The following is a 19060-nucleotide window of genomic DNA, read 5'->3' on the forward strand; positions in this document are numbered from 1 at the left end:
GCACCACCAGGAGGAATCATGTTGCGCGTCCGTCCCGTCCACTACACATCAAGGATCGATGAATTCGCCGCGGAACTGCAGACTCAAGGGTTGCGCTGCGTGGAGAACCACGGCAGTTGGCGCGTCTTTGACTCCGGCAACGGCAAGGTGGGCCTGCGGCAGGCAGAGGCCGGCAGCACCGATGAGGGCACCACGATTTTGGGCTTTGAGGTGCGCGATGCCGCCATCTTTGTCCGCCGCACCCTCGAGGACGGCACGCACGCCGAGGAGGCCGACACCTTCACGGGGCCCGGCGCCCGCGTCACGGCACCGGACGGTTTCATTTTTGAGCTGGCCGCTTCCGAGGATCTGAGCCTGCCCGGGCCCGATGCTGATCCCTCGGCTCCATCAGCCGTAACAGCCATCTGGCGCACGCCCAATCTCGGTGCGGCCAACAAGGTGCTGGCAGACATCGGCGCCAAGTTTATGCAGGAAAATCCACACGGCGGAGCCTTGTTCCGGACTAAAAACGGCGGGTTCGTGGCCACAGCGGCAGGTGCGGTGTCCGGCGTCGAACTTGAAATTAGGCACCACGGCAAGACGCTGACCCTTGGTGCCGAGAGCGAATCCTGAACAGATTTCCGCAGCGGGTGCGGCGCTCGGGGCGGGGATGGGGTAGAACTTAGATATGAGCGTTCGCACCCCTGATCCTTATCCCGGCTGGCTGTCCGACGACGACCTGTACGAGGCCCGTAACCGGCTTCCCATGGTTTACGTGGAAGCGGTGCCGGTACGCCTTGATCCCCTCGGCTACGTCAACGAGGTGGGACTGCTGCTGCAGGCCGACGACGAGGGTTCCATGGTGCGCACCCTGGTCTCCGGGCGGGTGCTGTACCGGGAGACCATCCGTGCGGCATTGGTCCGCCACATTGAAAAGGATCTGGGGCCGCTCGCCTTCCCGCAGCTGCCCGTCAGCCCGGTGCCGTTCACGGTGGCCGAGTACCTGCCCTCGCCCTCGGAGACGGGTTTTACCGACGAACGCCAGCACGCCGTGGCCATGGTCTATGTCATTCCCGTGACAGGTGAGTGCGAGCCCCGCCAAGACGCGCTTGAGTTGACGTGGATGACGCCGGAAGAGGTCCTCAGCGCCGGTGTGCAGGCGGAATTCGTCGGCGGCCGCGGGGCCCTGGTGCGTCAGGCCATCTCCTTTGCAGGCCTGGGGCGGTAACAGCTGACAAGGCGCGGGCCCTGTTAATCAAAGGGCGGGCCCTGTTAATCAAAGCTTGGGGAACAGTGGTTTGGGGCGTTGCTCTGGCCCGTTGTGCCGTTCCGGCGTAGATTACGTTCCATGGTCAACACCCAGCTCTCCGTCCTTGTCAACGCAGATGCCGAACAGTTGTGGCAGATGCTCCGCGAACCCGCCCGCATTGCGCAGTGGCACGGCTGGGAGACGGAGGGGCTGGAAGAAGAAATCCAGCAGATCTACTACACCAACGTGGTGGAAGGCCCCGACCACCTGCGCCTGGAGCTGGAAATGGGTGATGTGCTCACCTTGGAACCACGCCCCGACGGCACGCTGTTGACCCTGACCCGCGGGGCAGCCACCGGCAACCTGGCCAGGTATGACTCCGACATCACAGCGGGCTGGGCCATTTTTCTGCAGCAGCTCAGGTTCGCCCTGGAACGCCACCCCAAGACTCCCCGGCGCACCATTTTTGTCGACGGCACCAGTCCGAACCACACACATTTGTGGGATGCGCTGGGCATTGACGTCGGCTGGCTGCCCGAGCCCGGGGAGCCCTATGAACTTACGCTGAACTTCGGCGCCAGCCTTTCCGGCAAGGTTTGGTACCGCAGTGACACCCAGTTGGGCCTGACAGTGGCTGACTACGCCGAGCACGGCGACGGCCTGCTCATTCTGGCCCGCCAGGCACCGCTCGAGGGGGTCCGCGAACACCCCGGGGCCCAAATCATTGTCAGCACCTACGGTTTGGGGTCGGCCACCTTCGAGGCCATCGGGTCCCAGTGGGATTCGTTCATGGAGGCCAACTTCCCCGAAGGGTGACCGGCTGGCTCAGTCCTGCGCCTCTTGGGGGACGACGGTGGCTGCTGGCCCGGCGTCGTCCCCCACCAAACGCGGGGCCCGGGGCGGGCTAAATTACCGGCCCGGTGCCGTCCACTGCCTTGGCGGCAAATGTTGAGACCTCGGGGTCGTCCTCGTTGGCACCAAAGTCGGAGGCCTTGGTGATGTCCTTGCCGTCCGGCAGCTTCAGCGCGCGAAACACCAGTGTGAGCACCACGGCCACCACCGCGTTGAGCACAAACGCCGTAATGGCGATGTACACCTTGGTCTCCGTGCCCGGAATCGCCGCAATGGAACCGCCAAAGTGCGCGTGCGTCACCGGGTTGACCACGCTGTACGCGGCCCAGGTGCCGTAGATGATGCCCACCGCCCAGCCCGCCAGCAGCGCCCACCGGTGGAGCCAGCGGGTGTACAGCCCGGCCACGATCGCCGGAAATGTCTGCAGGATCCAGATGCCGCCCAGCAACTGCATGTTGATTGCGGTCGATGCATCCATGCCAATGACAAAGATCAGCGCACCAAATTTCACCACCAGGGAGGTCACCTTGGACACCTTTGCCTCCTGCCGCGGCGTGGCATCCTTCCTGACGTACTCCTTGTAAATGTTGCGGGTGAACATGTTGGCGGCAGCAATGGACATGATGGCCGCAGGCACGAGGGCGCCCACAGCAATCGCGGCCAGCGCAACGCCAGCAAACCACGACGGGAAGTTGTCAAGGAACAACTGCGGGACCACCAATTGCGGGTTGATGGTCTTGCCGTCCAGCTCCACCGGATTGGTTCCGGCGGCTATGGCCATGAATCCGAGAAGTGCCAGAAAGCCCAGCACCAGGGAGTACAGCGGCAGCACGGCGGCATTTTTGCGGATGGTGTTTCGGCTCTTGGTGGCCAGCACCCCGGTGATGGAATGCGGGTACATGAACAACGCCATGGCCGAGCCCAGCGCTAGGGTGGCATAGGCGGCGTAGCTGTCGGCACCCGGGATGAACGGGCCCGGGACCTTGCCGGTGGCGGGGTTGATTGTGCTCATCTTTTCCTGGGCCGCACCAAAGATGTGCTCCCAGCCGCCAAATTTCTGCGGCAGGTAAATGATGGCCACAATCACGGCCAGATAGATCAGCACGTCTTTCACGACGGCGATCATGGCCGGGGCGCGCAGGCCTGAGGTGTAGGTGTAGGCGGCCAGCACCACAAACGCCACAATCAACGGCAGGTCGTTGAGGAACCAATTGTCGGCGCTGCCCACGCCGAGGACAGTCAGCACGGCCTTGATGCCCACCAGCTGCAGTGCGATGTACGGCATGGTCGCCACGATGCCGGTCAAGGCAATGGCGAGCGCAAGCGGTTTGCTGCCGTACCTCCCGCCCACAAAGTCAGCCGTCGTGACAAAGTTGTGCCGCTTGGACACCGACCACAGCCGGGCCATCAACAGGAACACGATGGGGTACAGGACAATCGTGTACGGCACGGCGAAGAAGCCGCTCACGGACCCCGCAGCCCACATGGCCGCCGGAACAGCCACAAAGGTGTAGGCCGTGTACAAGTCGCCACCGAGCAGGAACCACGTGATCCAGGTGCCGAAGTTCCTTCCGCCCAAGCCCCATTCGTCCAAGGAATGCAGGCCGTCGGGGCCCGCCTTGCGCCAGCGCGAGGCGTAAAATCCCAGCACACCCACCAGCACAAACAAAACAACGACGACGACGAGTGCCGTCACGTCAACGCCCCGGGCTGCCACCGGAGCCACGGCCACGGACCCGGCCACCGCAAAAGGTGCGGTGCTCACTTTGCCCCACCTCCGGCGTCGTGCCTGCCCTTGCGGCCGGCCTGGTCCTGTGCGACAGCCCGGCGGCGCCTGTCCTCGGCCGTCATCAGCTTGTAGCAGATGCCGATCAGGATGGCGCAGATCGGCACCCAGAGCATCTGGTACCAGAAGAAGAACGGGAACCCGAAAAGTGGCGGGTCGGCGTGCGCGTACATGGGCACGGCGAGCGGCAGGACGATGGCCGCCAGCAGCAGGATTCCGCTAATCACATAGGGCAACGGCCGGGCCGGACCCCGGGTGGGGGAATCGTGGGTAACATTCGTGGCGGACATGAGCGGCTCCTTTGGGCCCTGCAATCCTCGAAATTTCCTGATGTGATCATGGTAAGGACAACAGGGGATCGGCCGATAGGCATCTGGGAAAAAAGCTTTGGCCGTCCCCCGCTCGGCCGCCGTCGGGGTCACCCGCTGCCCTACGGCCGCCGCCCGGGTGCCACCAGCGGGATTCCAAGAGGACCCGCATGGCTGTCGTGAGCATGCGGTGAGTTCGTGGCGGCTCGCAAAGACTGGCAAAATGGAACAATGCCCTCCCCAGAAACCGTCACGGATCTCATCGCACCAGGACGCATCAGCGAACCGCATTCCATCCCCGGCGCCCCGGCGTCACAAAGTGAATTTGGTTTTGCGGTCACCACGCGCCTGAATGACACCTGCGCGCCGGACGAAGCCGCCGTCGCACGCAACGGCGGCAAATTCCAGGGCCGCACGGGCGTCATCACCACCCCGCACGGGACCATCAAGACCCCGGCGTTCATCGCCGTGGGCACCAAGGCAACGGTGAAGGCCGTGCTGCCGGAATCCATGGACGAGCTGGGCGCGCAGGCGCTGCTCTCCAACGCCTACCACCTGTACCTGCAGCCCGGCGCCGACATTCTTGACGCCGCCGGCGGGCTCGGCAAGTTCATGAACTGGCAGGGCCCGACGTTCACCGACAGCGGCGGATTCCAGGTCATGAGCCTGGGCTCAGGCTTCAAAAAGGTCATCAACATGGACGCCGCAGCCGCCTCCCCGCATGCCGGGGCAGACGATTCCGTGGCCGTCGGCAAGGAGCGCCTGGCGCACATTGACGACGACGGGGTTTGGTTCAAGTCTCACCTGAACGGGGACATGCACCGCTTCACCCCCGAGGTGTCGATGCAGGTCCAGCACCAGATCGGCGCCGACATCATGTTTGCCTTTGACGAGCTGACCACGCTGCTGAACTCGCGCGGCTACCAGGAGATGTCGCTCGAACGCACCAGGCTTTGGGCGCTGCGCTGCATCGCGGAGCACTTCAAGCTCACCGAGGACCGCATCGGCAAGCCCTACCAAGCGTTGTTTGGCGTCATCCAGGGCGCCCAGTATGAGGATCTGCGCCGCAAGGCTTCGCACGACCTGGGCGAAATGAACTTTGACGGCTATGGCATTGGCGGGGCGTTGGAGAAGGAAAACCTGGGCACGATTGTGCGCTGGTGCTCCGAGGAACTGCCGGAGGACAAGCCGCGCCACCTGCTCGGCATTTCCGAACCCGACGACATCTTCACGGCCATCGAGAACGGCGCCGACACCTTCGACTGCGTCTCCCCCACCCGGGTTGCCCGCACGTCAGCGTTCTACACCCCTGACGGCCGTTTCAACCTCTCCGGCGCCAAGTACAAGCGCGACTTCGGCCCGCTTTCCGACGAGTGCGACTGCTACACCTGCGAAAACTACACGCGCGCCTACATCCACCACCTGTTCAAGGCCAAGGAGATGGTGTCCTCCACCCTGGTGTCCATCCACAACGAGCGCTTTGTGGTGAAAATGGTCGACGACGCCCGCCTCGCCATCGAGGACGGCAGCTTCTTCGACTTCAAGGCCGAAACCCTGCGCCGCTACTACCCCAAGCGGTAATGCGCCCCGGCGCCGGGGACTGTTGTTGCGATTCGCCCCATGTGCGGACGATTCCGTCCGCTGTGGGGGCAGTTGTTATATTTCGCCCCCGGTCGGCCGGGGGCGAAATATAACAACTGCCCCCGCGCTGGAATTCCGGGCTAACCAGCCGCCACATAGGACGGTTCGTTGCGCTTGAACCACCGGATCACCCATGTGGTGACGGGGATGAACAGGAACTCCACAGCGGTTTTGTAGACAAAGCCCACCACGACATAGTTGGCGAACATCGGGAAGCCCACGATCCCGATGACCGGGGCGGCAATGGCACAAAAGATCAGCGTGTCAACGAATTCGCCGACACCGCTGGAACCCATGAGCCGCGCCCACAGCTTCCGCTCGCCCTGGCGTGCCTTGAGCCGGACCATGATCCAGGAATTGATGGTTTGCCCGGCGAGGAACCCAAACAGGCTGGCCATCACGATCTGCGGCACCGGGCCCAGGGCATCTTCCATCGCTTGTTGTTTTACCACCCCGTAATCATCGGTAAAGCCGGGCAGGGCGATGATCACCCAGTAGCACAAAGACGCGAACACCGAGAGGGCGAAGGTGGTCAAAATCGCCTTGCGGGCCACCTTGAAGCCGTAAATCTCGCTGATCACGTCACCCAGAATGTAGGCGAACGGGAACAGGAAGAACCCTCCATCGGTCACGATCGGGCCAAGGAGCACGCCCTTGGACGCTCCAATGTTGGAGAGAATGACGATGACGGCCATGGCGGCCAGCAGGATCCCAAAGTAAGGGCTGCCAACAGCAGCAAAGGTGGCGGCATTGTTCTTAAGCGGGGTTGCCGAAGCATTGCTTTGCAGCGGGGGCATGATGAGTCTCAAATTTCTTTAGCTAAGTGGTTCGCTCATACCGGAGCCCCGCGGGGAGGCCTGGCCGGTCGGCTGTATTATCACTGGGCCCGTCTGCACCCGGACCATCCCTCATTCTGCCATGTCCGGGATCTTCTGCCCACTCAGCCGGTGGAAGCGTTAGGCTGAAAACTGGCGCCAAGACCAACGCAAGTGAAGCTGGGAGTTTCTCAAATGAATTATTGGTGGGTCAGTCACGGCCGCAACTACGAATCAGCCATCAACGACGGCACGCTGTGGTGCTGCCAGGATCCCCACAGCGCCGCTGACGGATCCGGGGAGCTCATCAAAGACATGAGCAAGGGCGATGTGGTGTTCAACTACTTCGGTCCGTATGTCAGGGCCGTCAGTGTGGTGTCGGAAACTTGGGAGGACAGCCCATGCCCGGAAGGCTACGAACTACAGGTCGATGAACCGGAACAGGGCTGGCTGGTGCGCACCCACCCGCTGGCACAAAACCTGCAGCTGCACCGCGAACGTGCTGCCGACATCACCGCCGTGGGCGAACCGGGCCCCTTCAATGCCGCAGGCAAACCGCAGCAACGATACATTTCCGCCCTGACCGCCGAGGAAGGCCAGGAACTCCTGGCGGAAGCCGGCGTCACCGCCCCGCAGTCCTCGGCCACAAGCCTGCGGGGCCTGCCCGGCAGCGCCTGGGGTGCTGACGAGCCCGACGAAAATACCCTGACGACCATCCGCCTCGAACAGGCCCACCTGCGCAAGAACCTGCTGCGCGGGCGCATGACAGCCCCCTGCGCCATCTGCGGGGAGCACTACCCTGCCCGGTTGCTGATCGCCGGCCACATCAAGCCCCGCACCCGGAGCAACGACGAGGAGCGCATGGACTTCGAGCACAATGCCATGCTCACCTGCGCCCTGGGCTGCGACGCCCTCTACGAATGGGGCTACGTGGTGGTGGATGCCAAGGGCCGGATCAAGGCTGGCCAGCCAGCTGAAACACCCCGCATCGAGGCCGCCGTGGAAGCACTCGTGGGCCGCAACTGCACCGCCTTCGATGAACACACGGCCGCGGCCTTCGAGGAAAACACGCGGGTCATGATGGAACCCCAGCCGTAGTCCCCACCCGCACCCTCGCCTCGTGCCTCGGCCAGGTAACCCTGCGGGCGTGGGCCCAACACCCGCACCCTCGCCTCGTGCCCCGGCCAGGCAACCCTGCGGGCGTGGGCCCAACACTCACTGCTTGGCGACGACGGGCTCCTGCAACTCGGTGACCCATTGTCCGGGGTCCGCACTCATCCCGTAGTCGAGATACAGCTCCCGATTCAGCCCGATTGAGGTGTAGCCGTTGGCGTCGATCCAGCGGGCGAGCTCCTGCACCGACGGCATGACATTGTCCATGACGCCGCGGTGGATGAGCGTCGCAGCCTGCCCAACCGACGGCAGTTCAACAATGTCGAACGCCCCGTCGCGGACGGTTGCCGGGACCTGGGCGCCGGCATGCACCCGGACGCGGCCGCCGTCGAGCGCTTCATAGTAGGTGACGCCGGGACCGGTGGGCACAATCCCGGCGGCCTGCAGCGACGCGTACAGCTGCCCGTACAACGGCTGGATGACGGGGCTGATCGACGACGGCTCAAAACTCTCCGCCTCGGCCGAGAGTTCCGCGAGCCGAACCGCGGGCAGGGACTTGATGGTGACTTCATATTCAGGCATGACGCCCTCACTTTCAATGGTGCGGAGTCTCGCCTCGACAGCTGCAAGCCGGGCCGTGTCGGCGGAAAGCTGGTCAGCCAGCTCGCCGCGGCGCAAGCGCAGCATGCCACGCAATTCCCCGGCGCCCAGGTTCTCATCCAGGATCCGCGACACGGTGTCCAGGGTGAAGCCAAGGTTTTTCAGCGCCACGATGCGGTTCAGCCGCGTCAGCTGCGTGGCCTCATAGAGCCTGTACCCGGTGGAATCAACGCGGGCAGGACGCAGCAGCCCGATGGTGTCGTAATGGTGCAACATGCGCACCGACACCCGGCCGGCCCTGGCGAAATCTCCTATTTGAAACATGACATCTTCAGGTTTACCGCCTCACACCGTGTCAGGGTCCAGCCCCGCCTCCCCCAAGCCGTGCCTGCGCCCGCAAGTTATTTGGCGAAGCCGAGGATTTCCGCCACCCTGGTCCAGCCTTCCACGGCGGCAAAGCGTTCCGCCTGCTCTTCGCCGGCGATCAGGTACAGGGTGTCCGCGCCATGGGTGAACGCTTCTTCCCCCAGCCCCGCAACCATTGCCTGCTCGAACACATGCACCAGCTCCGCATGCCCCTCGTCCACGACCACGGCAGCAACCACCGCCAGTTCCTCCCCCAGGCTCAGGCGTCCGTTGGCCACCGGCCGGTCAAAAAGTGCCACCTCAACGAGGTCATAGTTCTCCATGGGGGCGGACGCGAGGTAGGCGTCAGGGGGCAGGTGCGGGACGAGGTCGAGGCTCTCGGTCTCCGCGCAAAGCAGCACGTTCCGGGAGGTGGGGCGCAGCCCCTGTGACTGCGCGAATTGCGCAGCCCCGGCTGGATCCGCTGTCACCAGAACCAGCTCGCCTGCCGAGGCAGCTTGTGCGGCCTCGGCAGCATCGTCACCGCCGGGCCAAACCATGACGCGTTGGGCGCCCATCGTGACCACGGCACCGGCCACGCCGGCATCCATGTCGTGCAACGCAGCCCAGGCCCGGGCCCAGTCGTGAAATGCATCCTGCCAGATGGCCATGTCCTCATCCTTTTCTCAGCGTGCCGGTACTCCCGCGCGACACCTGGCGGTCGCGGAAGCAGGCCGCACGGGTGCGCAAGCCAAGCATAGGCACAGCCGGGAGCATCCAGCCACGAATTCCGGTTGCCGCAGGGGTTTTGCGCCCTAAGGCCGGCGGCAGCCGCTAGCATCGAGCCATGACCTCATGGCGGCAGGATGTCCTCGGCCCGAACTTCGAGCAGCTCACCTTGGACCTGCCGGCAACCTCGCCTGCCACACTGGTGCGGTACGCGGGAGACGCGCCCCGGTGGCCGTCCTCAGCCCTGGCCGGCGCCGACGTCCTGTACGTCCACGGCTGGTCGGATTATTTCTTCCAACAGGATCTTGCCGAGTTTTGGCACCGGGCCGGGGCGAACTTTTATGCGCTTGACCTGCACAACTACGGCCGGAGCCTGCGTCCGGGCCTGGTGCCGGGGAAGGTTTCCTCCCTGACCGAGTACGACGACGACATCGCCGCCGCGCTTGCCGCCATGGGGCGCAGCGGGGCTGCCGAGGAGGTGATGGCGCAACCGGCCGTCGATTTGGCCGCGGACCAGCAGTCCTTTGAGTCGGCTTTCCTGGAAGAGGCCCGGCACCGCCTCGGTGCCGCCTTTGACGCCCTCACCGGCAGGGAACGCCCGGAAGAAAATCACGAACCCGCCGGCGAGCGCCCGCTGGTGCTGTTGGGGCATTCGACGGGCGGGCTGACGCTGAGTTTGTGGGCCGCGCGGCACCCGGGTGCGGCGGCCGCCGTCGTGCTTAACAGTCCCTGGCTTGAGTTCCAGGCCAGCGAGGTGGGCAGGGCCATGGTTGCCCCGCTGATCCAGGCGCGGACAAGATTCAAGCCGATGGCGCCCCTGCCCGGCATCGACCCGGGATTTTACACGCGGGCTGTTTCCAAGCGGTACGACGGCGAGTGGGAGTACGAATCCGATTGGCGTCCCGACCGCGGGTTTCCCGTTACGCCGTCGTTTTTAAACGCCGTGTTTCAAGGTCAGGCGCAGGTGGCCCGCGGCCTGGGCCTGCAGATGCCGGTGCTCGTGATGCTGTCGGACAAGAGCTATCTGCAGCCGAAGTGGTCATCCAGCGCCCTGGCGGCCGACGTGGTGCTGAACGTTGACACCGTCGCCAAACGGGCCCTTGAGCTGGGGTCCAAGGTGACGCTGCACAGGATTCCCGGGGCGTTCCACGACGTGTTCCTGTCCCCGCCCGCCGTGCGTGCGCAGGCCTACGCCGGCATGGGCCGCTGGACCGAGGCCGCGCTGGATGCCGCGGCACAACGGCGCTGGGAAGAACGGGCGGAACGAGCGCTGGCGCGGGCGCGGGCAACGGAACTTTAGCCGTGCGCACAGCTCGCCGCCAGTGATGCGCATGGGTGTTCATGCGCATCACCCGCGACGACTCCTGCGGGGAAGTGCGGGAATCTTCGGCCGGCGCCGCCGGTTGGACGTGGTGAAGCCCGAAAGCACAACGAAAGGACCGGCACCATGAGTTCAGCCATGAAGGCCATGAGCTATGCACGCTACGGCGGCACCGAAGTTCTGGCACAAACGCAGCACCCAACACCGAAGGTTTCACCCGGCGCGGTGTTGATCCGGGTGAAGGCGGCAGGTGTCAACCCCGTTGACTGGAAGATTATGTCGGGCGGCCTCGACGGCTTGATGGATGTGAACTTCCCCGTCATCCCCGGCTGGGACGTGGCCGGTGTCGTCGAGGCCGTCGGCCTTGACACACCCGATTTCACGGTGGGCGACGAGGTCTACTCTTATGGCCGCCGCGACACCGTCCAGGGCGGCACCTTTGCCGAGCTCGTCTCCCTGCCTGCAGCAATCGTTGCCAACAAGCCCGGCTCCCTGTCCTGGGAACAGGCCGCGGCACTGCCCCTGACGGGTTTGACGGCCCAGCGCACCGTCGACGCCCTGGGCAGCCTCGACGGCCGAACCTTGCTGATTCACAACGGCTCAGGAAGCGTGGGCCGCACGGCCATCCAGCTTGCGGCCAGTGCGGGGGCACGCGTCATCGCCACCGGATCAGCCAAAAACCATGCCCGGCTGCGTGAACTTGGCGCCGAACCCGTTGAATACGGGGCCGGACTGCGGGACCGTGTCCGGGCCCTGGCCCCCGACGGCGTGGATGCCGTGGCCGATTTCGCCGGCGGCGTCCTGGAGGACACCCTCGCCCTGCTCAAGGACGGCGGCAGGCAGGCGTCCATCGCCGACGGGACAGTCACTGACCACGGCGGCCGGTACATTTGGGTCCGTCCCGACGCCCGCGAACTGGAACGGCTGAGCGCGCTGGTCGAGGCCGGAACGCTCAGCGTTGACGTGGCCCAAACCTTCCCGATGCAGGAAGCCGCCCGGGCCTTCGAGTCGAGCATGTCCGGCCACGGCAGCGGCAAGATCGTGCTCACTCCCTTCACCAACTGACAACCGCTCCCGCATCCGGCCTTGGCATGGAGGCAATGGTTCACTGTTGCCGAACGCCATCGCCGTTTGCGGCACTGTCGGCACCACCGCCTGCGGTGGGCAACGTTCTGTGCTGAGCAACGCCGTCGGACTTTGCACCCGGGCCCCGGGCGGGTGCGGCTACGGTTAAGGGGTCCCAACCCGCTGACCGCAAGGAACCCTGTGGCCCAGAAGAACAAGAAGTCCCGTTTCGGCAATCCGGCCAAGGCCGCCGCCGATGCAGCCGCCCGCGGAAAAGTAACTGCCTCCTCTGCCGAGGTGCGGCTGGAACGGGCCATGGAGTCGTTGTCACCGGGTTATGTGGCGTGGCTGGAATCGCAGGGCCGCCCGGACAAATCCATCGATATGAGCTTGCTGGTGCTTGACGATTTCTTTGACATGTACCGCATCATTGAACCGCAGACCGATCCCATGGCGCTGGTTCCCGCAGCGGTTCAGGAAGTCATGGAGGTCACGGCCCATGCCAATCCGCTGGGCGTGCTGACCCTGCGTGCCGGCGTTCGGGACTATGTGGACTACCTGGCGCATGCAAAGCTCTGGACGGGATCCGCTCAGGATCTCGCTGCGGTCCAGGCTGAACTCAAGCGGACGGGCATGGACTTTGACCTGGCAGACGCGGACGAAGACTTTCTGGCGCCGGAGGATTACGAATTCGCCGACGTCCACATCCCGGAACTGACGCAGGAGGAAATCCTGGAGACGGTCTTGAACGCTCCGTTGTGGAAAAACACGATGGCGCTGCTCGACTGGATTGGGGATGGCAAGGATGTTACCGGGCACGGCACGCTTCAAGCCTTTGAAGAAGGCGCGGCAACACTGACCCACAGTGGTTTGGGGACGCTGGGCAACGCCGCCAATTTCACCACTGCCGAAGATCACGATGCCGCGCGGCTTTCCCTGTACTGGGAAATGTTGGATGTGGCGGGCCTGATCACGATCAACGATTCACACGTTTACGTCACGAAGCCGGTGGTTGATTCCTCGGCCGACGAGGACGACATCATCGAGACCATGCGGGAGCTGATCGGCCTCTTCATCTTCACTGTCACCTTGGCAGGCTCCGAAGAAGGCGACTACGAGTACTGGCAGCTGGAAATGTCGGATTGGTTGACCCAGTGCGCTTCTGCTGCCCCGCCCGCATCGGAGCCGATGGTCCAGGCCCTGGCCGACCCCGAATCGGTGCACCCGGATCTTTTGGCGATTGCCCAAAACATCGCGCATTGGGCCGAGGAAGGATTGGTCACCGTCGGTGACTTCATCGAGGTGCCGCCAGCCTACCGGGCAGACGTCTATGACATGCTCAGCGATGACTTGCCGGTCAACGCAGTGGGTCCGGGGGCCGCGCCAGCGTCTGAGTGATGGAGCGTTGCCCAAAAACCCGCCATTGCTGCAGGAGCGTTTGGGTGGAGGAGCGGTTTAGCGGGATTCCCCGTGGACGCGCAGCTGCATCAGCGCCAAGTTGGTCAGCGGCACAGCCACCCCGAGCGCGGCGGCACGGCGGGCAAAGTCGCCCACTATGTGTTCGCCTTCGTTCGGCAGCCCGGCGGTGACGTCGCGGTACAGCGACGACGTGAAGCTTGATCCGGGCTGCGTGAGAAAGGCCAGCGAGTTCGCGTTTTCCTGCTCCGGCACCGGGAATCCGGCCGCTGCCGACACCGCGTTGACCTCCGCCAACACCGCCGCAACAAATGCTGCGCCACCGGGTACGGCTTCGATGGCGCCCACAGGCCCGCGCAGCAAGCACGTGATGACGCCTGCCGCGGTGATGAAGACCCATTTGTGCCACATGGCCGCCAGCCCGTTGGGCGCTGCGACGACGTCAATTCCGGGCACGGCCACCTCGGCCAGGAGCCGCTCCAACCTCGCCGAAGTGCCCCCGTTTTGCTCCCCGATGGTCCACCGGGCCAGCGGCTGCAAGATCGCAATGTCACCGTCGCCGTTGATCGTGCCCACCAGGTGCACCACCGAACCGAGCACCTTGTCGGCCCCAAATGCTTCGGCCAGCGCATCCATGTGCGCCATGCCGTTGAGGAACGGCAGGATCAACGTGTTGGGCCCAACGGCCGGCGCAAGGTCGGCGATCGCGCTTTTAATCCCGGCAGCCTTCACGGTGACAAGCACGACGTCGAACACCTCACCCAGCTGCCCCGCCGTGAGGACTTTTGGCTTGATCCGCAGTTCCCGTTCGAGGCCGGCAACCCGCAGTCCGCGCTGTTTCAGGAACGCCGCGCGCTGCTCGCGGACAAGGAACGTCACATCCCGACCGGCATCGGCCAGCCGGGCACCAAAGTAGCCGCCCGTGGCCCCCGCTCCAACGATGAGAATCTTCATGCTGCCCCTCTTCTTCGCCCGCGGTGCCGGCGGTATTCGTGCCAGGTGAGCACCACAATCAGGATATCGAACACCGTCAGCGCCACGAGGCCGGCCGACGGCGTCAGGCTCAGTTGGTAGAACTGGTACAGGATGAAGATGACAAGGACCGCGAGCATCCAGGGGTAGGCCCACAGCTTTTGGCGCAGCAGGGCGGTGACCAGGACGACCTTCACGATGCCGTGTGCCAACAGGTAGATTGCGCCAAAGAGCACCACATGTCCGGTCAGCCCGGCGGTCCCCTGCAGGATGTGATTGGCGATGAAGTCGTCGGGGTCATCCGTCAGTTCCGGCTGTGTCATAAGCACTGCCAGCTGCTTGATCTTGTCCGGGGCGACAAAAAGCAGAAGCGTGCCGCCCAGCAGTTCCAGGACGCCGTCAAGGCCCTTGACGATGATCGCGACGTAGAAGAACCTGTCCCACCAATCGGACTCATGTGCTGCTTTCATCGTGCCTCCCGCGCCATCCAGGTGGAGCGTAACACCCAAAGTTTCGAGGGGGCAGGGAACTATTGGCAGCCCGGCCCGGGGCCTTTGGTTGACGCGGCGGCAGCGGCGGCGGAAGCTTGAGCGTACATGGTCCCCCGCGGGCGGAAAGGATCATGGTGGCGCCGCGGCCACTCCTGGCCGCGGAAACAGTCAACGGCAACCGTCAACCCGGGGTGGTTCGTGGAACAGGTCTCAGCAGGCACGCTCAAGCAGTTCGGCAAGGTCATTGCCGTGCATGTGGCCTACCGCTCCCGAGCCGAGCAGCGCGGACGCACACCCGCCCTGCCGTCCTACTTCCTCAAGGCCACGTCCTCGCTGAGTTTGTCGGACGCCGGCGTTGAACGCCCTGCCGGCTGCGAACTGTTGGCGTTCGAGGGCGAGATCGCCCTCGTCATTGGAACCGCCGGGCGCCGCATCAGTCCCGAAGCTGCCTGGTCCCATGTCCAGCACATCACAGCGGCCAATGACCTGGGCGTGTACGACCTCAAATATGCGGACAAGGGTTCCAACGTCCGTTCCAAATCCGGCGACGGCTTCACCCCGTTCGGCCCGGGCCTCATCCCAGCCGCAGCAGTGGACCCCGCCGGGCTGCGCATCCGGACCTGGCTCAACGGGGCACTTGTCCAGGAGGACAACAGCGCGGGCCTGCTCTTCCCATTCAGCCAGATCGTGGCCGACCTGTCCCAGCTGATGACATTGGAACCCGGAGATGTCATTCTCACGGGCACTCCTGCCGGATCTTCCGTCGCGGTGCCGGGGGACGTGATGGAAGTTGAAATCGACGAGCCGGCATCGGGCCTGTCCACCGGCCGGCTGCGCACCGCCGTGGTGCAGGGCCGGACACCCATGGCTGCCCACGGAAACGGCCCCCGCATCACCGACGCCGACCGCATCGACGCCTGGGGCTCCGCCGAGGCCGCCGGTCTCCAACCCCGTGGCCTCAGCCCGGACCTCAGACGCAAACTGACCAGCATCGGCACAGCCACCCTCAGCTCCCAACTGCGCCGCCGCGGCCTGAACAACGTCAGCATCGACGGCCTGGCCTCCACCCGCCCGGGTCTGCGCATCGCCGGCCCCGCCCGCACCCTGCGCTTCGTGCCCAACCGCGAGGACCTCTTCACCGGGCACGGCGGCGGCTACAACGCGCAAAAGCGCATCATCGATTCCCTGCACGACGGCGAGGTGCTGGTCATGGAGGCCCGCGGCGATCCCAGCGCGGGAACCTTGGGCGACGTCCTGGCCCTGCGGGCCCAAGTGCTTGGCGCCGCGGCCGTTGTGACAGACGGCGGCGTCCGAGACATGGTCGAGGTGGCGGCCCTGGACCTGCCCGTTTTCCACGCCGGTGCCCACCCGGCCGTCCTGGGCCGGCGGCACATCCCGTGGGACACGGACGTCACCATCTCCTGCGGCGGAGCCACCGTCCAGCCCGGCGACATCATTGTCGGTGACGCTGACGGGCTGCTGGTCATCCCGCCGTCGTACGCGGAGGAAGTGGCGGACGCCGCCATCGCCCAGGAACATGAGGAAATGTTCATCGCCGAGATGGTCACGCAGGGCCACAGTGTGGAAGGGCTCTTTCCCATGGACGAGCAATGGCGGGCCCGGTTCACGGAGTGGGCGGCCGGCCGCCCAACGGTGGCCCCGCAGCCCAAGCCGGGGCCCGAAAGCCAATCAGAAGGAGCACACACCCCATGACCGGCCACTTCATCCCGGACAAATTGCCCACCCGGATCCAGCATTACATCGACGGCAGGCATGTGGACTCGGCCGGTGGAGAGACATTCGACGTGCTCGATCCCGTGTCCAACAGCAGCTACGCCACGGCCGCGGCCGGGCAGCAGGCTGACATTGACCTGGCTGCAGCCGCCGCAACACGAGCCTTCAAGGACGGCCCGTGGCCGCACCTGAAGGCCCGCGAGCGCGCCCGCATCCTGAATAAAATTGCCGACGCCATCGATGAGCAGGAGACCCGGCTGGCCGAACTGGAAACGTTCGACACCGGCCTTCCCATCACCCAGGCCCGCGGCCAGGCGCAGCGCGCGGCGGAAAACTTCCGCTTCTTCGCCGACCTGGTCGTGGCCCAGTTTGACGACGCCATGAAGGTCCCCGGCGCGCAGATCAACTATGTGAACCGCAAGCCGATCGGCGTGGCCGGGCTCATCACCCCGTGGAATACGCCGTTCATGCTCGAGTCCTGGAAGCTGGCCCCGGCGCTGGCTTCCGGGTGCACCGTGGTGCTCAAGCCGGCCGAATTCACCCCGCTGTCAGCTTCCCTGTGGGCCGGAATCTTCGCGGAAGCCAGACTCCCGCAGGGCGTGTTCAACCTGGTCAACGGGCTGGGCGAAGATGCCGGCGACGCCCTGGTCAAGCACCCGGGCGTGCCGCTGATCTCCTTCACGGGCGAAACGACCACCGGCCAGACGATCTTCCGCAACGCCGCCACCAGCCTCAAGGGCCTGTCCATGGAACTTGGCGGCAAGAGCCCCTGCGTGGTCTTCGCTGACGCCGACCTCGACGCGGCGATCGACTCCGCCCTGTTTGGCGTGTTCTCCCTTAATGGCGAGCGCTGCACGGCCGGCTCCCGCATCCTGGTGGAACGGTCCATCTACGACGAATTCTGTGAAAAGTTCGCGGCCCGGGCCCGGAACATTGTGGTGGGCGACCCCCACGACCCAGCCACCGAGGTCGGCGCGCTGGTGCACCCGGAGCACTACGCCAAGGTCATGTCGTACGTGGAAATCGGCAAGACCGAGGGCCGCCTGCTCGCCGGCGGCGGCCGTCCCGCCGGTCTGGACACCGGCAACTACGTCTCCCCCACCGTCTTTGCGGACGTGTTGCCCGACGCGCGGATCTTTCAGGAGGAGATCTTCGGCCCCGTTGTTGCCATCACCGCTTTCGAGAACGACGACGAGGCGCTGGCCTTGGCGAATGGCGTCAAGTACGGCCTGGCCGCCTACGTCTGGACGCGGGACCTGACCCGGGCCCACACCTTCGCCCAGAATCTGGAGGCCGGCATGGTCTGGTTGAACTCGCACAACGTCCGCGACCTGCGCACCCCGTTCGGCGGCGTCAAGGCCTCGGGCCTGGGGCATGAGGGCGGGTTCCGTTCGATCGACTTTTACACGGACCAGCAGGCCGTGCACATCACGCTCGGCACCGTCCACACACCCAGGTTTGGGGCTGCGCAATCCGGAGCTGGCCTTTCCGGGGCTGCGCAGTCCGGTGCAGGCGGCACGGGCCGCCTCTCCGGAGAGGAGCAGCAATGAGCCCGCTCATCGCCACGCCGAGCGTGCCGCCACCGGACATTGTGCGCTGCGCCTACATGGAGCTGGTGGTCACCGATCTGGCCGCCTCCCGCGACTTTTATGTGGACGTTTTGGGGCTGCATGTCACCTGCGAGGATGCGGACACCGTTTACCTGCGCACGCTGGAGGAATTCATCCACCACAATCTGGTGCTGCGGGAGGGCCCGATTGCCGCCGCAGCCGTTGCGGCGTTCCGGGTGCGGACCCCGGCAGATGTAGCTGCCGCCGAGGCATATTACAAGGAGCTGGGCTGCCGGACCGAGCGCCGCCACGGCGGATTCGTCAAGGGCATCGGCGACGCCGTCAGGGTGGAAGACCCGCTCGGCTTCCCGTACGAGTTCTTTTACGAGACCACCCATGTGGAGCGGCTGACCCAGCGCTACGACCTGTACACGGCAGGCGAACTGGTCCGCCTGGACCACTTCAACCAGGTCACCCCGGACGTCCCGCACGGCCAGCAGTATCTGGAGCACCTTGGTTTCCGTGCCTCCGAGCAGATCCAGGACTCCGCGGGCACCACCTACGCCGTCTGGCTGCACAGGAAGCAGACGGTCCATGACACGGCGCTCACCAACGGTGATGGTCCGCGCATGCATCATCTGGCCTTTGCCACACACGAGAAGCACAACATCATCCAGATTTGCGACAAGATGGGTGCCCTGCGGATCTCCGACCGCATTGAACGCGGTCCCGGCCGGCACGGCGTCTCCAACGCCTTTTACCTGTACATCCTGGACCCGGACGGGCACCGGGTGGAGATCTACACGCAGGACTATTACACGGGAGATCCCGACAATCCCGTCATCACTTGGGACGTCCATGACAACCAGCGCCGGGACTGGTGGGGAAACCCCGTCGTCCCGTCCTGGTACACCAACGCCTCCCCCGTCCTGGACCTGGATGGCAACCCGCAGCCTGTCACCTCCCCCGAAGGCATATCCGAGCTGGCCGTCACCGTCGGCGCCGACGGCTTCTCCTATACCCGCGGCGACCTGTCCCCGGGCGGGCCCGGAGAACAACGGGGCTTCAAACTTGGCGGACAGCTGTGAGGGGGC

General features: G+C 65.0%; 18 protein-coding genes. 11 read left to right on the forward strand and 7 right to left on the reverse strand.

Annotation, left to right across the window (positions count from 1 at the left end; translation table 11 throughout):
* Window positions 1-18 precede the first annotated feature (18 nt).
* The 3 genes from AC1L6K_RS00340 to AC1L6K_RS00350 all read left to right on the forward strand — a co-directional run bounded on the left by AC1L6K_RS00340 (window position 19) and on the right by AC1L6K_RS00350 (window position 2044).
* Window positions 19-612 (forward strand): VOC family protein, encoded by a 594-nt coding sequence (locus AC1L6K_RS00340; protein WP_480950770.1) that lies wholly within the window; start codon window positions 19-21, stop codon window positions 610-612.
* A gap of 55 nt (window positions 613-667) precedes the next feature.
* Window positions 668-1207 carry an NUDIX hydrolase family protein gene (locus AC1L6K_RS00345; protein WP_480950771.1) on the forward strand — a complete coding sequence of 180 codons (540 nt, stop codon included), beginning with the start codon at window positions 668-670 and terminating at the stop codon, window positions 1205-1207.
* Between the two features lie 120 nt (window positions 1208-1327).
* Window positions 1328-2044 (forward strand): SRPBCC family protein, encoded by a 717-nt coding sequence (locus AC1L6K_RS00350; RefSeq protein ID WP_480950772.1) that lies wholly within the window; start codon window positions 1328-1330, stop codon window positions 2042-2044.
* Between the two features lie 88 nt (window positions 2045-2132).
* Here the strand turns inward: AC1L6K_RS00350 and mctP are convergent, their stop codons facing one another.
* Together mctP and AC1L6K_RS00360 are read right to left on the reverse strand one after the other, a co-directional pair.
* Window positions 2133-3845, reverse strand: a complete 1713-nt coding sequence (gene mctP, locus AC1L6K_RS00355; RefSeq protein ID WP_480950773.1) for a monocarboxylate uptake permease MctP — start codon at window positions 3843-3845, stop codon at window positions 2133-2135.
* Complete coding sequence (locus tag AC1L6K_RS00360) at window positions 3842-4156, reverse strand: DUF3311 domain-containing protein (RefSeq protein ID WP_480950774.1); 315 nt, start codon at window positions 4154-4156, stop codon at window positions 3842-3844. The genes mctP and AC1L6K_RS00360 overlap by 4 nt, the downstream gene beginning before the upstream one ends.
* Before the next feature lie 249 nt (window positions 4157-4405).
* On the opposite strand from AC1L6K_RS00360, the gene tgt reads away from it, so the two are divergent.
* Window positions 4406-5755, forward strand: coding sequence for a tRNA guanosine(34) transglycosylase Tgt (gene tgt / locus AC1L6K_RS00365; protein ID WP_480950775.1), 1350 nt, complete (start codon window positions 4406-4408; stop codon window positions 5753-5755).
* Window positions 5756-5895: 140 nt separating this feature from the next.
* Here the strand turns inward: tgt and AC1L6K_RS00370 are convergent, their stop codons facing one another.
* A complete protein-coding gene (locus tag AC1L6K_RS00370; protein ID WP_480950776.1) occupies window positions 5896-6612 on the reverse strand; it encodes a queuosine precursor transporter in 717 nt (238 codons plus the stop codon).
* 213 nt (window positions 6613-6825) lie between these two features.
* Between AC1L6K_RS00370 and AC1L6K_RS00375 the strand changes: the two genes are divergently transcribed.
* The gene (locus AC1L6K_RS00375) at window positions 6826-7728 is read left to right on the forward strand and encodes a hypothetical protein (protein WP_480950777.1); all 903 of its coding nucleotides are present in this window, start codon (window positions 6826-6828) and stop codon (window positions 7726-7728) included.
* Between the two features lie 117 nt (window positions 7729-7845).
* Here AC1L6K_RS00375 and AC1L6K_RS00380 read toward each other — a convergent pair whose 3' ends face one another.
* Together AC1L6K_RS00380 and AC1L6K_RS00385 are read right to left on the reverse strand one after the other, a co-directional pair.
* Window positions 7846-8667, reverse strand: a complete 822-nt coding sequence (locus tag AC1L6K_RS00380; RefSeq protein ID WP_480950778.1) for a MerR family transcriptional regulator — start codon at window positions 8665-8667, stop codon at window positions 7846-7848.
* A 77-nt stretch (window positions 8668-8744) separates the two neighbouring features.
* Entirely contained in the window at window positions 8745-9359 is a 615-nt protein-coding gene (locus tag AC1L6K_RS00385) for a hypothetical protein (protein ID WP_480950779.1), read from the reverse strand.
* A gap of 176 nt (window positions 9360-9535) precedes the next feature.
* Between AC1L6K_RS00385 and AC1L6K_RS00390 the strand changes: the two genes are divergently transcribed.
* From AC1L6K_RS00390 to AC1L6K_RS00400, 3 genes are all read left to right on the forward strand, one after another.
* Window positions 9536-10717 (forward strand): alpha/beta hydrolase, encoded by a 1182-nt coding sequence (locus AC1L6K_RS00390; protein WP_480950780.1) that lies wholly within the window; start codon window positions 9536-9538, stop codon window positions 10715-10717.
* 159 nt (window positions 10718-10876) lie between these two features.
* Window positions 10877-11803, forward strand: coding sequence for an NADP-dependent oxidoreductase (locus tag AC1L6K_RS00395; RefSeq protein WP_480952661.1), 927 nt, complete (start codon window positions 10877-10879; stop codon window positions 11801-11803).
* A gap of 201 nt (window positions 11804-12004) precedes the next feature.
* Entirely contained in the window at window positions 12005-13201 is a 1197-nt protein-coding gene (locus AC1L6K_RS00400; RefSeq protein WP_480950781.1) for a hypothetical protein, read from the forward strand.
* Between the two features lie 57 nt (window positions 13202-13258).
* On the opposite strand, the gene AC1L6K_RS00405 is transcribed toward AC1L6K_RS00400, so the two are convergent.
* On the reverse strand, window positions 13259-14173 hold the full coding sequence (locus AC1L6K_RS00405) for a ketopantoate reductase family protein (protein ID WP_480950782.1): 915 nt from the start codon (window positions 14171-14173) through the stop codon (window positions 13259-13261).
* Window positions 14170-14661: a DUF2127 domain-containing protein gene (locus AC1L6K_RS00410; RefSeq protein WP_480950783.1), complete on the reverse strand. Its 492-nt coding sequence runs from the start codon at window positions 14659-14661 to the stop codon at window positions 14170-14172. The genes AC1L6K_RS00405 and AC1L6K_RS00410 overlap by 4 nt, the downstream gene beginning before the upstream one ends.
* A gap of 219 nt (window positions 14662-14880) precedes the next feature.
* Between AC1L6K_RS00410 and AC1L6K_RS00415 the strand changes: the two genes are divergently transcribed.
* From AC1L6K_RS00415 to hpaD, 3 genes are read left to right on the forward strand one after another with little or no spacing between them, the layout of a single operon-like run.
* Window positions 14881-16395, forward strand: a complete 1515-nt coding sequence (locus tag AC1L6K_RS00415; RefSeq protein ID WP_480950784.1) for a fumarylacetoacetate hydrolase family protein — start codon at window positions 14881-14883, stop codon at window positions 16393-16395.
* Entirely contained in the window at window positions 16392-17966 is a 1575-nt protein-coding gene (hpaE, locus tag AC1L6K_RS00420) for a 5-carboxymethyl-2-hydroxymuconate semialdehyde dehydrogenase (protein WP_480950785.1), read from the forward strand. Before AC1L6K_RS00415 ends, hpaE begins: the two co-directional genes overlap by 4 nt.
* Window positions 17963-19054, forward strand: a complete 1092-nt coding sequence (gene hpaD, locus AC1L6K_RS00425) for a 3,4-dihydroxyphenylacetate 2,3-dioxygenase (protein ID WP_480950786.1) — start codon at window positions 17963-17965, stop codon at window positions 19052-19054. The genes hpaE and hpaD overlap by 4 nt, the downstream gene beginning before the upstream one ends.
* The last annotated feature ends 6 nt before the right edge of the window (window positions 19055-19060 follow it).

The organism is Specibacter sp. BI4 (assembly GCF_056680095.1).

What these genes read in the sequence shown, in the direction of transcription:
- AC1L6K_RS00340 (WP_480950770.1), top strand. Translation starts at nt 19, where the DNA reads ATGTTGCGCGTCCGTCCCGTCCACTACACATCAAGGATCGATGAATTC.
- AC1L6K_RS00345 (WP_480950771.1), top strand. Translation starts at nt 668, where the DNA reads ATGAGCGTTCGCACCCCTGATCCTTATCCCGGCTGGCTGTCCGACGAC.
- AC1L6K_RS00350 (WP_480950772.1), top strand. Translation starts at nt 1,328, where the DNA reads ATGGTCAACACCCAGCTCTCCGTCCTTGTCAACGCAGATGCCGAACAG.
- AC1L6K_RS00360 (WP_480950774.1), bottom strand. Translation starts at nt 4,156, where the DNA reads ATGTCCGCCACGAATGTTACCCACGATTCCCCCACCCGGGGTCCGGCC.
- tgt (WP_480950775.1), top strand. Translation starts at nt 4,406, where the DNA reads ATGCCCTCCCCAGAAACCGTCACGGATCTCATCGCACCAGGACGCATC.
- AC1L6K_RS00370 (WP_480950776.1), bottom strand. Translation starts at nt 6,612, where the DNA reads ATGCCCCCGCTGCAAAGCAATGCTTCGGCAACCCCGCTTAAGAACAAT.
- AC1L6K_RS00375 (WP_480950777.1), top strand. Translation starts at nt 6,826, where the DNA reads ATGAATTATTGGTGGGTCAGTCACGGCCGCAACTACGAATCAGCCATC.
- AC1L6K_RS00380 (WP_480950778.1), bottom strand. Translation starts at nt 8,667, where the DNA reads ATGTTTCAAATAGGAGATTTCGCCAGGGCCGGCCGGGTGTCGGTGCGC.
- AC1L6K_RS00385 (WP_480950779.1), bottom strand. Translation starts at nt 9,359, where the DNA reads ATGGCCATCTGGCAGGATGCATTTCACGACTGGGCCCGGGCCTGGGCT.
- AC1L6K_RS00390 (WP_480950780.1), top strand. Translation starts at nt 9,536, where the DNA reads ATGACCTCATGGCGGCAGGATGTCCTCGGCCCGAACTTCGAGCAGCTC.
- AC1L6K_RS00395 (WP_480952661.1), top strand. Translation starts at nt 10,877, where the DNA reads ATGAAGGCCATGAGCTATGCACGCTACGGCGGCACCGAAGTTCTGGCA.
- AC1L6K_RS00405 (WP_480950782.1), bottom strand. Translation starts at nt 14,173, where the DNA reads ATGAAGATTCTCATCGTTGGAGCGGGGGCCACGGGCGGCTACTTTGGT.
- AC1L6K_RS00410 (WP_480950783.1), bottom strand. Translation starts at nt 14,661, where the DNA reads ATGAAAGCAGCACATGAGTCCGATTGGTGGGACAGGTTCTTCTACGTC.
- hpaE (WP_480950785.1), top strand. Translation starts at nt 16,392, where the DNA reads ATGACCGGCCACTTCATCCCGGACAAATTGCCCACCCGGATCCAGCAT.
- hpaD (WP_480950786.1), top strand. Translation starts at nt 17,963, where the DNA reads ATGAGCCCGCTCATCGCCACGCCGAGCGTGCCGCCACCGGACATTGTG.